11 protein-coding genes and 1 pseudogene are annotated in these 12,114 nt (G+C 35.9%); 11 read left to right on the top strand and 1 reads right to left on the bottom strand.

The features are described from left to right. Window positions 1-2 precede the first annotated feature (2 nt). From ABEB23_RS16755 to ABEB23_RS16705, 11 genes and pseudogenes are all read left to right on the top strand, one after another. On the top strand, window positions 3-1,337 hold the full coding sequence (locus tag ABEB23_RS16755) for a cbb3-type cytochrome c oxidase subunit I (RefSeq protein WP_348813816.1): 1,335 nt from the start codon (window positions 3-5) through the stop codon (window positions 1,335-1,337). 182 nt (window positions 1,338-1,519) lie between these two features. Continuing rightward, window positions 1,520-2,299 carry a CbbQ/NirQ/NorQ/GpvN family protein gene (locus ABEB23_RS16750; RefSeq protein ID WP_315140223.1) on the top strand — a complete coding sequence of 260 codons (780 nt, stop codon included), beginning with the start codon at window positions 1,520-1,522 and terminating at the stop codon, window positions 2,297-2,299. A 59-nt stretch (window positions 2,300-2,358) separates the two neighbouring features. After that, window positions 2,359-4,134, top strand: a complete 1,776-nt coding sequence (locus ABEB23_RS16745; RefSeq protein ID WP_348813815.1) for a nitric oxide reductase activation protein NorD — start codon at window positions 2,359-2,361, stop codon at window positions 4,132-4,134. A gap of 240 nt (window positions 4,135-4,374) precedes the next feature. Next, the gene (locus tag ABEB23_RS16740) at window positions 4,375-5,340 is read left to right on the top strand and encodes a DUF438 domain-containing protein (RefSeq protein ID WP_348813814.1); all 966 of its coding nucleotides are present in this window, start codon (window positions 4,375-4,377) and stop codon (window positions 5,338-5,340) included. A gap of 24 nt (window positions 5,341-5,364) precedes the next feature. Next, window positions 5,365-5,946 carry a cytochrome c oxidase subunit 3 gene (locus tag ABEB23_RS16735; protein WP_348813813.1) on the top strand — a complete coding sequence of 194 codons (582 nt, stop codon included), beginning with the start codon at window positions 5,365-5,367 and terminating at the stop codon, window positions 5,944-5,946. 98 nt (window positions 5,947-6,044) lie between these two features. Continuing rightward, a complete protein-coding gene (locus ABEB23_RS16730) occupies window positions 6,045-6,296 on the top strand; it encodes a cytochrome C oxidase subunit IV family protein (protein ID WP_348813812.1) in 252 nt (83 codons plus the stop codon). A 93-nt stretch (window positions 6,297-6,389) separates the two neighbouring features. Next, the gene (nirK, locus tag ABEB23_RS16725; RefSeq protein ID WP_438861681.1) at window positions 6,390-7,880 is read left to right on the top strand and encodes a copper-containing nitrite reductase; all 1,491 of its coding nucleotides are present in this window, start codon (window positions 6,390-6,392) and stop codon (window positions 7,878-7,880) included. Window positions 7,881-7,983: 103 nt separating this feature from the next. Beyond that, window positions 7,984-8,307, top strand: a pseudogene (locus ABEB23_RS16720) (c-type cytochrome); the annotation flags it as partial. 85 nt (window positions 8,308-8,392) lie between these two features. Next, the gene (locus ABEB23_RS16715) at window positions 8,393-9,199 is read left to right on the top strand and encodes a formylglycine-generating enzyme family protein (RefSeq protein WP_348813811.1); all 807 of its coding nucleotides are present in this window, start codon (window positions 8,393-8,395) and stop codon (window positions 9,197-9,199) included. A 71-nt stretch (window positions 9,200-9,270) separates the two neighbouring features. Continuing rightward, on the top strand, window positions 9,271-9,840 hold the full coding sequence (locus tag ABEB23_RS16710) for an SCO family protein (protein WP_348813893.1): 570 nt from the start codon (window positions 9,271-9,273) through the stop codon (window positions 9,838-9,840). An 88-nt stretch (window positions 9,841-9,928) separates the two neighbouring features. Continuing rightward, on the top strand, window positions 9,929-11,191 hold the full coding sequence (locus ABEB23_RS16705) for an alginate export family protein (RefSeq protein ID WP_348813810.1): 1,263 nt from the start codon (window positions 9,929-9,931) through the stop codon (window positions 11,189-11,191). A 125-nt stretch (window positions 11,192-11,316) separates the two neighbouring features. Here ABEB23_RS16705 and ABEB23_RS16700 read toward each other — a convergent pair whose 3' ends face one another. Next, window positions 11,317-11,940 (bottom strand): murein L,D-transpeptidase catalytic domain-containing protein, encoded by a 624-nt coding sequence (locus ABEB23_RS16700; protein ID WP_348813809.1) that lies wholly within the window; start codon window positions 11,938-11,940, stop codon window positions 11,317-11,319. Window positions 11,941-12,114: the final 174 nt, after the last annotated feature.

The following is a 12,114-nucleotide window of genomic DNA, read 5'->3' as shown; positions in this document are numbered from 1 at the left end:
AGATGAAATATAAATCACAAAAAGTAGCCTATTGGTTTTTTGCATTGTGTATGCTTTTGTTCTCCCTGCAAATAATCTACGGTTTTATCATGGGCTTTGACCGAATAGGAATACAAGGATTACACGATATCATTCCTTTTAATACGGCAAGAGCAGTTCATACCAATTTATTAGTGGTCTGGTTGTTAACCGGTTTTATGGGTGCTGCCTATTACATTATTCCAGAAGAAGCACAGCGCGAATTAATCAGTGTAAAATGGGCATACATTCAGCTTATATCACTTGCTGTTGTGGGGGTTGTAGCGATTGTAGGGTTTCACTTCAATCATTGGGAAGGAAGAAAATTTCTTGAAATTCCAAGAGAATTAGACTTCCTGGTAGTTATTAATGTATTGCTTTTCCTAGGTTTAATTCTGGGAACACTTTTCAAAGGAAAACGCCAGACTACCACCGCGTTGGTACTCTCAATGGGATTGTTGTTTGCCGCCTTATTGTACCTGCCGGGAATGATTTGGTTTGACAGTCAGGTAATGGATTCATTCTTCCGTTGGTGGGTTGTTCACTTGTGGGTTGAAGGTGTTTGGGAATTAATCATGGGAGGTATTCTTTCGTTCTTATTGATCAAATTAACCGGAGTTGACAGAGAGGTAATCGAAAAATGGTTGTACGTAATTGTTGGATTGACTTTCCTTTCAGGAGTTTTAGGAACAGGACATCACTATTACTATATAGGTGTAAATAAAATTTGGTTAATCGTTGGAGGTATTTTCTCCGCTTTGGAACCTTTAGCTTTCTTGGCGATGGCCTTATTCGCCGTAAATATGTATAGAAAGGGAGAAAAAAGTCATCCGAACAAAATTGCCTTATTCTGGACTATTGGTTCGTCTATCGTTTCATTTGTTGGCGCCGGATTACTTGGTTTTGCACACACATTACCACAAACCAACATGTACACTCACGGTACTTTGGTAACAGCCATGCACGGACATTATGCGTTTTGGGGTGCTTATGCGATGATTGTTCTAGCAATGATTAGTTATGCCTTGCCAAATGTTACAGGTCGTAAACGTTATGAAAGTACACATGGTATGATGGCTTTCTGGTTATCCAATATTGGAATGCTTGGAATGACTGTTGCCTTTGGGGTAGCTGGTGTTGCTCAAGTATATATGGAAAGAAAAATGAAAATGGATTTCATGGTTGTTCAAAACGAAATCAGTATCCACTTTGTAGTGCTGCTTATTTGCGCCACGATGTTTACAACAGGAATAAGTCTTTTTATTTATGACTTCTTTAAATACGGCAAACCTTCTGATGAAGCTTTAGAAATAAAATAAATTACTAATTCGCCTTTTTTTTTAATCCGGGACGCTTTGATTATCGTTTTTTAGAACTGCATTTCCAGAAAGACAATAGTTTTAGTGTTCCGGTTTTTTTTAACTCTTACTGAATTAACATACAAGGAAATTTTTACTTGGTTAGTTTTTTTAATTGATTTAGATGTTTAAATAATAAAATGATGTCACAAAATACACCTTATTACCATACTGTAGGCAAAGAAGTAGAAGTCTTTGAACATTCCTATAAAAACAAAATTCCTTTTTTGCTAAAGGGACCAACCGGAACAGGAAAGTCTCGTTTTGTAGAATATATGGCGCATCAATTGGACAAGAAAATCATCACGATCAGTTGTCATGAAGAAACTTCTTCGACAGATTTGATTGGAAGATTTATTATCAAAGGAGCCGAGACAATCTGGCTTGATGGTCCGTTGACCACTGCCGTAAAAGAAGGAGCGATCATTTATTTGGATGAGGTTGCCGAAGCCCGTCCCGATGTTATTGTTGCTATTCACTCTTTGACCGATCACCGACGAGAACTTTTTATTGACAAATTAGGAGAAACGGTAAAAGCACACGACGATTTCATGTTGGTTGCTTCCTTTAATCCAGGCTATCAAAGAGGTTTTAAAGAACTGAAACCATCAACTCGTCAACGTTTTATTGCGGTATCTTTTGATTATCCAGAACCAAAAATTGAAACTGAAATTTTGGTTAACGAAACGGATATTGATCAGGACACTGCCAAAAAACTTGTAGCGATTGGAAATAAAATCCGAAACTTAACCGAATTAGGATTGACAGAAACGGTATCTACGCGACTTCTGGTGGATGCTGCTAAAATAATTCATAGTGGATTACCAAAACGATTGTCTGTTCATGTCGCGGTTGTAGAACCATTAACGGATGACTTACAAACATTGGAAGCACTAAAAGATTTGTGCAATTTGATGATATAATGTAGAGGCAACTCGTATGGACAACTCTCGAGTTGCACGTACATACAAATAATAAAAAAATGGGTTTCGAAATAGATGAATACATAGTTGGGAAGTTCTTCAAACACTTAAAAAAAAGTAAAAAAGTAGCTCCAGAAATCATTGCGAGGACTGTTACGCTCAACGAAATCAAACCGCGACTGACTATTTTGGCTCGTGCCTTGACGGGTAAACCAATCGAAATTTTTCCTGCCGAACGCGAAGGAGGATATAAAAACAATAATTTTTTTCTTCCGATTTCCTTTGCCGAATTACCAAGCAAAGCCGAAAATCACACTTTTTATCTTTTCCGAATTTTGTTTTTAAGCGTGCAACAACGTTTGAATTACAATTGGACTTTCGAGGAAAATGAACAAACTTTAGCCGTTTCACAACAAAGAGCATTAGAGACATCAGAAGAAATTCTGAAGATTTTATTCGAAGAATATGCCATAAATGAAGACTTTCATAGTCAAGCAAAGCAACATTTTATTCAAAAAGCAACCGAAAAAAGCGATCCTGATTTTTCCTGGATTTATGGTAAATGGATGCAAAATGATGTAGAGCAAAATCTGGAAACGGTACTTGAAAATTTCTCGGATAAAACTAAAAAAGGAGTTGAAAACCAACCAACAACTACATTAAAATCAACTGCGGTTGAAGAAGTTAAAACGGTGGAATTAGACAAAAAACAGCAGGAGGATTATGTCTTGCTTCATAATTTTGAAAAAGTAGAAACGGCCGAGGAATTCAACGGAACCTGGCGTGATTTTGATGGCTCAGACGAATTGGAAGACCATCAGGAAGCGTTGGAAGAGTTAAATATGAAGTTCACCGTTCGCGTAGATGACACAGCACATTCTGTTTATCAGGCTGATTTTATTGAAAACACTTCCATCTCCGAAAGTGCAGAAGTCGATGCCAAAGGATTTCATCTTACCTATGATGAATGGGATTGCAGCAAACGTGTTTACAAAGAGAATTTCTGTAAAGTGTATCCAAAATCACAACAAAAAACAGATCCTGTTTATTACAAAAATACGATTACCAAAAATGCATCCACTTTGTTGGGCTTGCGTAAAATGCTGACCAATGTCAATAACAAAATGCAACAGCAAAAACGCCAGACACAAGGAGATGAATTTGATATTGATGCGATTACCGATTTGTATGTAGACGTCCATTCCCAACGCACTCCTTCTGAAAAAATATACATTTCAAACCGTAAAAAAGATAAAGATTTATCCATTTTAATTCTGTTAGATATTAGTCTTTCCAGTGATGGATACGCGGCTGGAAATCGTGTTATTGATGTCGAAAAAGAAGTTTCAATCCTTTTTGGTGAAATCCTAAACGAATTTAATATTGATTTTTCAATTGACAGTTTTTATTCTAAAACGCGCAACTTTTCAACCTATTTAACCATTAAAGATTTTGATGAAAATTGGAACGTCGCTAAACACAAAGTGGGCGCAGTAGAACCTAATGGCTATACTCGAATTGGAGCTGCTTTGCGTCATGCCGGCGCCCGACTCGACAAAAGAAACACCAAAAATAAATGGGTTATTGTGATTTCTGACGGAAAGCCAAATGATTATGATAAATACGAAGGCAAATACGGTATCAATGATGTGAAGCAAGCACTTCGCGAATTGAATGCAAGAAACATTAATTCGTATGCCCTGGCAATTGAAGCGGAGGCAAAATATTATTTGCCGCAAATGTTTGGTCAAAATCACTACCAAATTTTAACGACACCAGTTGAGTTATTGCAATCTCTGGTGCGATTGTATGAAAAAATTAAACATCAAAAATAAAATTCAATCAGTAAGAAATTAAGTTTCATTTAGAAATAAACTATTTAATTTTTTAGAACCATAGAAGAAATGTGAGCAGCTAAGAACAATTTTAACAATTAGGTTGTCCATTTTTATAGGCTTATGTTTCTAATGTAGTTTAAATTATTTTCCAGGATTACAATGTTTTGCAAAATGCAGTGTAGCATCCAAAACTAAATTTTCTTAATTCTTCATTATCAATCTTTAAATTACAATATAATGAATACCACTTTAGATACCACAGCCCTTCCTGAGGGACACCCCGTTCAGGTTTATTTTCAGGAAAGAGAAATTATTTACAAACTTTTAGAGGAATTATCAGAGGCAGACCCAGCTGAAGATATTCAGAAATACATTAATATTTTCAATCAACTGGATACGATTGAAAAAAGATTTGCCCGAAAAGAGAATCAGCTCTTTCCATTTTTAGAAAAAAAGGGATGGGTTGGACCTTCACAAGGAATGTGGTCTTTTCATGACAATTTGAGAGAGCAGATTCGTTTAATCCGTTACTATATTAAAACAGGAAATCCTGAAAAAATCACTGTCAATACACCTTTTTTGGTTGATGGGATTTATAGGTTAATGCATGTTGAAGAGACTGTTTTGTTTCCTAATGCATTAGACTTGTTAGAAGAAAAAGATTGGATTGCGATGCGTTCTGGTGAAGAAGAAATAGGCTGGATGTTGCCAAAGGCTCCCGCTCCTTTTCCGGCAGTCGAATACATTCATCCAAGTGAAGATTTTACTCCAAGAGAATTGTCTTTTTCATTAGAGAACACTTCGCATTATGACGAAGGATATATGACGGTAGAACAAGTGAATTTACTTTTCAAAACGATGCCTTTGGATTTGACTTATGTTGATGAAAATGACAGAGTTATTTTTTACAATAGAGGAGAGGAACGTGTTTTTCCGCGAAGTGCCGGAATCATTGGTCGCGAAGTTAAATTTTGCCATCCTCCAAAAAGCGTTGGAACCGTTCTTAAGATTTTGGATGAATTTAGAAAAGGAACCAAAAGTGAATCTTCGTTCTGGATTAATTACAAGGAACGTCTGATTTACATTCGCTATTTTGCCGTTAGGGATGCTGATAAAAACTATAAAGGAGTGATTGAAATCTCTCAAGATATTACTGATATCAAGAAAATTGAAGGCGAAAAAAGATTGTTAGATTGGGAGTAAAATAGTATTAAATAAATCTTAAAAATGATTACCTTTAAAATCGATTACAAAGACATCTATTATCCTCCTGGGGGTATTTTGATGTGGATTATTATTTTTCTGGAACTGATTACTTTCGGTATGGCGGTTGTGGCATTTGTTTTTTATGGAAAAGAGCAGCCTGAATTATTTCATCAGTCCAGATTACAATTGAATGCCACTTTTGGCGCGATAAATACTGTTTTTTTGTTAACTAGTGGTTTTTTTATGGCTAATGCAGTACATGAATTTAAAGAAAACGACAGACAGAAATCTTCTTTGTATTTTAAATTGGCCATGCTTGGTGGCGTATTCTTCTTAATTTTAAAAGGAATTGAATATTACCATAAAATTGAATCAGGTGTTACATTGGATACCAATATGTTTTTTACATTTTACTGGCTGTTAACCGGATTTCACCTTATTCATGTAATTATGGGTTTGGTGATTTTGGCATGGACGCGCTACGGAATGAAGAAGAAAGATTCTGATACCGGTATTGAAGACATTGAGGGCTGCGCAGCTTTCTGGCACATGTGCGATTTGATTTGGTTGCTTTTATTTCCTGTACTCTATTTAATTTTTTGAAAATGAAATCGTCCTGATTCCATCCCGAAGCTTCGCGACAGAAAATGGAAAGTAGTAAGGCGATATCATTTCAATTAAAAAACAAATATTATCCACATATGAAAAAAACATTAGTTTTTGTTTACGGCATATTGATTTTGCTCACGGTTGCCACGGCTTTGATTTCGAATGTTATGTTGGTTTCCCAATTGGCAATAGCTTTAATAATGGGCTTATCGGTGCTGAAGTTCTTTTTGGTTTCGTTTGAATTCATGGATTTGAAAAAAGCGAATTCTTTTTGGAAGGTGAGTCTGATAGCACTTTTAGGAGTGATTGTTTTGAGCATTATTTTTATTAAAATAAGTGCCTAAAAAAAAGTATAAACATGATAAATATCATAATAAAAGATAAAAAGGTCTTTTATTTTTACAGTATAAATTATGACAAATTAACACCAGATAATTATGGAAATTACATTTAATTTAAGCAGACAAAGTAAGGTAGTTGCTGCTGCTTTGTTTATGGCTGTTGGCCTGTTTTCTTGTTCCAAAAAAGAGGAAAAAGATGCAAAATATTACCAAGACATTAAAGTGGAAGGCCAAAAAGAAGCTGAACTTACTGCGCCACCTTTTGTTCCAAAACCAGTTGGTGATCGTGCCGCAATGAAATTGGTTGTAAACATGGAAATTAAAGAAGAAGAAGGTGAAATGGTAGATGGGGTAAAATATACCTATTGGACCTTTGGAGGATCAGTGCCAGGAAGTTTTATCAGAACCAGAGTTGGGGATGAGGTAGAATTTCACTTAAGAAACCATCCTGATAATAAAATGCCGCACAATATCGATTTGCACGCGGTAACAGGACCAGGAGGGGGTGCAACATCTTCTCTAGTAGCACCAGGACACGAAAAAGTGTTTAATTTTAAAACATTAAATCCAGGTTTGTATGTATACCATTGTGCTACTGCGCCAGTTGGGATGCACATTGCCAACGGAATGTACGGTTTGATTTTGGTGGAACCAGAAGGTGGATTGCCTCCAGTTGATAAGGAGTACTACATCATGCAAGGGGATTTCTATACCAAAGGAAGTTATGGAGAGCAAGGTTCTCAGCCGTTTGACATGAATAAAGCAATTAAGGAACAACCGGATTATGTAGTTTTCAACGGAAAAGTAGGAGCTGTGGCCGGTGATAAAGCGATAACCGCTAAAGTGGGTGAAACTGTTCGTATCTATATGGGTAATGGTGGACCAAACTTGGTTTCTTCTTTCCACGTTATCGGAGAAATATTTGATAAAGTACACATTGAAGGTGGTGACATGATTAATAAAAATGTTCAAACTACTTTGGTGCCTGCGGGTGGTTCTGCTATAGTTGAGTTTAAAGTGGATGTTCCTGGAACATTTATTTTAGTGGATCACTCTATCTTTAGAGCGTTCAATAAAGGAGCTTTGGGAATGCTAAAAGTAGAAGGGGATGAAAGCAAAAAAGTATATTCAGGTACAACACAAGAAGGAATTTATTTGCCAGAAGGTGGAACAATACAAAATATGCCTAAGGAAAATGGTGCTGTAAAAAGTACTGTTGCCAAAACGGTTCCTGAACAAATTAAATCAGGTAAAGAATTGTACGGAAGAACTTGTTTCGCCTGTCACCAATCAGAAGGACAAGGGGTTCCAAATGCTTTCCCTCCATTAGCCAAATCAGATTTCTTAAATGCTAATCCAGATAGAGCAATTAATGCTGTATTGCACGGATTGAGTGGAGAAGTTGTTGTAAATGGTAAAAAATTCAATAATGTTATGACCAGTCAAAATTTGACAGACGACGAAGTAGCGGATGTTTTGACTTATGTATATAACAGTTGGGGTAATAATAAAACAGTTGTAACTCCGGCAAAAGTAAAAGCAGTTAGAGCGAAACCGGCTCCAAAAGCTGCGGCTGCTGCTCATTAATCAATAAGAAAATAGAATTCAATTAAAATTTAAAATTAAAATAACAGTAATGAAAAAGTATATTTTTTGCATCGCAATGATCGGATTAGGTTTGCATGGCTATAGCCAAAATGCAGCCAAAGGAAAAGTAGTTTATGATAAGGTTTGTGTGGCTTGTCACCAACCAACAGGACAAGGAATTCCAGGAGCTTTTCCTCCCTTGGCTAAATCGGATTACTTGAATAAAGATGTGAACCGCGCTATTAAAGGAGTGGTGAAGGGATTAACTGGACCAATCACAGTAAATGGTAAAAAATTTAGTGGAGCTATGCCTGCGCAAGCTTTAAGTGATCAGCAAATTGCCGACGCATTCACTTATGTTTATGCTAGTTGGGGTAATAATAAAACGGTTGTTACACCAGCAATGGTAAAAGCCCAAAGAAAATAATAAATAGTGATCTGTTGGGTATAATTATTTTAAAAAAAAAAGGATTATACTCAACAGGTTAAATAGTACTCAAAATAAGTCCGCCATGTTAAGAAGTAAAATAGCCGTGTTTTCATTTCTATTACTGATAGCAACATCGCTATGGGCTCAAGATACTCCAATGGTTTCTATAAAAAGGGGAGCTTATGTTCCCCTTTATGGAACTACGGATAAGAAGCCGGTAGAGATTACAGCTTTTAATATGGATGTTTATCCCGTTACGAATGCGCAATATGCTGCTTTTGTAAAAAAGTATCCTGAATACAGTCGTTCTAAAATGAAAGGAATTTTTGCCGATAAAAGTTATTTGTCGCATTGGCAAAGTGATTTTAATTATGGTAAAAACAATTTGAGTAACGCAGCGGTAACCAATGTTTCCTGGTTTGCAGCCAAAAAATATTGCGAATGCCAAGGAAAACGTTTGCCAACCATGGACGAATGGGAATATGTGGCCATGGCCGATGAAAAGCGAATTGATGCCAGAACCAAAGAAGATTTTAATAAATACATCATGTCTTGGTATGAAAAGCCCAAAACCTATGCGAATCCTGTAGGGCAGACCTTCAAAAATTATTGGGGTGTTTATGATATGCATGGACTCGTTTGGGAATGGACTGCTGATTTCAACAGTATTTTTCTTTCCGGGGAATCCAGAAAGGACAAGGCTACTGATAAGAATCTCTTTTGCGGAAGCGGCTCCGTTAATGCTACCGATTTAATGAATTATGCCGCCTTTATGCGGTATGCTTTCAGAGGAAGTCTCAAAGCAAGATACACTACAAAAAATCTTGGATTTCGATGTGCGAGTGATAAAATACAGCAATCAAATCCAACCCAAAAATCAAAGAAATGAAATCAATGATTCAAGAACACCGAAAAGTTGGAATTATAGATAGTTTGAGTAAAAAAATGTTTTTAGGATTGATGGTAATCCTTTTAACACTTCAAGGCTGTATTAGTAAATCCGAAGCGGATACCAAAGACAAGCCTATTTCGGATTTATCCATTTATAATCTTCCTTCAAAATGGACCAATCAAAATGGTGAAAATCTCGAAATGAAAGATTTGAAAGGCAAGGTATTGGTCATGGTAATGATTTACACCTCCTGTAAATCTGCCTGTCCGAGATTAGTGGCTGATATGCGTAATATTGAGGAGCGTTTACCAGAGAACATCAAGGAAAATGTAAAATTGGTTTTAGTGAGTATAGATCCCGATGTTGATACTCCAAAACGATTAAAAGCTTTTTCTATTGAGAACAAGATGGAAGGAGATCAATGGCTTTTCTTACGTTCGACCCAGGAAAATACAAGAGAGTTTGCAGCAGTTTTGGCTGTCAATTATAAAAAAATATCCCCATTGGATTTCTCTCATTCTAATATAATCAGTGTTTTTAATACCGATGGAGAACTGGCGTATCAGCAAGAAGGATTGGGGGTTAACTCAGATCAAACCATAAAGAAAATCACTGAAGAAGCCGAAAAAATAGACTAAAATAATGATGAAATTGCTTGATTCCAAACACAAAAAAAAAAGGAGGATTAGCGATTGCATATACGTTTAAAAACAAATATAAACCACAATGAAATTATTAAAAAACATCTGTCTGTCATTGATCGCGATGATGAGCTTAGGGGCTTATGCACAAGAATTTGATGCCAATCTCCAACTTAGACCCCGTTATGAATTCAGAAACGGTTTTAAAAGTCCGATATCAAATGCGGATGACGCCACTTCTTTCATATCACAACGTTCCCGCCTGAATTTTAATTTCAAGCAAGAAAAATTAAAAGCTAAATTAACGCTTCAAAACGTTCGTACCTGGGGTGATGTGACCACAACCACACAGGCTGATAAAACCGGAATTGCGGTGTACGAGGCTTGGGGTCAATATGATTTTAGTTCCAATTGGAGTGCCCGTTTGGGACGTCAGGTGATTTCGTATGATAATCAGCGTATTCTTGGTGAAATTGATTGGGCGCAACAAGGACAAAGTCATGATGCTGCGGTAGTTACTTTTCATCCTGAAAATCATCAATTAGACTTAGGGGTTGCGATGAATGCCAATGCAGAAAATCTGGTTGAGCCAAAAACACCTTATACTACCAATTACAAATACATGCAATATGCTTGGTATCATACCAAAATCAGTCAATTAAACATGAGTTTGTTGTTGTTAAATACAGGTTATGAATTTGAAAAAACGGTTGGTGATTTGGAGGTTGACTGTAAACAAACTTTTGGAACCTATCTTACTTTCAAGGAAAAAAAATGGGATACTAACCTTGGTTTGTACGGACAAACAGGAGAAAGTGCTGATAAAAATGTGAGCGCATGGTATGCTGGAGTTTTTGCGGGTTATGGTATTACTGATGCTTTTAAGGCAGGGTTAGGATATGAATATCTTTCCGGTAAAGACCAAGATGATACCAGTAGCGATATCAAATCATTTAACCCTCTTTTTGGAACTAACCACGGTTTTAATGGTTATATGGATTATTTTTATGTAGGAAACCATCAAAATAGTGTTGGTTTGCAAGATGCCTATTTGAAATTTAATTATACTTCTAATAAATGGCAATTTGCTTTAATGCCGCACGTTTTTTATGCACCAAATACAGTTTTAGATGCTGCCAATGAAAAAATGGATAGTTATTTAGGAACTGAGGTTGACTTCACCACCAGTTACACCATTCAAAAAGATATTGTCGTTTCGGGGGGGTATTCACAAATGTTTGCTTCGACAACATTGGAAAGAGTTAAAAACGTTGCTGATCCGGCCAATACTAATAATTGGGTTTGGGTAATGGTTTCGTTTAATCCTAGAATTTTTACGTTAAAATAAAACGTTTGCCTGTTTTAAAAAAAAGAACCTCGCTTACCTGAAATACAGGGTGTAGCGAGGTTTTTTATATAGGGGTCTTCCGAGTCTGGAAGAATTTGATTTAGATATATTGCCGTTGAAACTTTTTAATAGTAGATGTCTAAAATAATGTTGCTTTTAGAACTGTCAATTATTTTTTCAATTCGGCTGTAATATTCTGTATTAACCATGGGACAACCTAAACTTTTACAAATTGGTTGATCTTGTTCTTCACAAGGCACTCTTTCGTATTTATGAAGAACTATATTTCTGGCTAAAGCATTATTATTCGTTTTTTCTAATCCGTATAGTTTGTAAGCCTTGCCGTATTGTCCATTATAGCTGGACCCTATAACATATTTGCCAAGAGAAGTACAAAAAGAATTTGGGGTGTTACTGAATTTTAATTCACCGGCGGTTTCATTTCCGGAACCTAGACCGTGAGCAACCAAACCCTGATCGATTATTTTATCGTTTTTCAGGTCATAAACAAAAAATCTGTTTTTTCCTGACATGATTCGCATATCAATAAGAAAAGCTATTTCCTTGTTGTATTTAGGATTGGCTTTAATTAATTGCTTGATACGATTTACCTGGTTCAACAGCTTTTGTTCTATTGAGTCATGTAAAACTGGAATATCAGAAGATTCCTTTTTAGTATTTTTTGATGAAATTTGGGCACTATGAAATAATAGTCCCAAAGAAACAAAAAGAAATAACAGTCTTTTCATTTGATGCTTTTTTGAGTTATAGGTTATATACATCTAATTTTCGGTGATACTACTTTGTTGCTTATTTGGGAGAAACAATTCGATAGTTATAGGTCAAATCAATTTTAAACTGTTGTAAAATTAGTTTTTTTTTATATATAATTCACACTTAAAATTTTATTAACATTTTCAATA

Origin of the sequence: Flavobacterium maritimum, assembly GCF_040049085.1 — a bacterium.
Taxonomy (GTDB): Bacteria; Bacteroidota; Bacteroidia; order Flavobacteriales; family Flavobacteriaceae; genus Flavobacterium; species Flavobacterium maritimum.
This window is presented reverse-complemented; position numbering and strand designations above follow the sequence as displayed.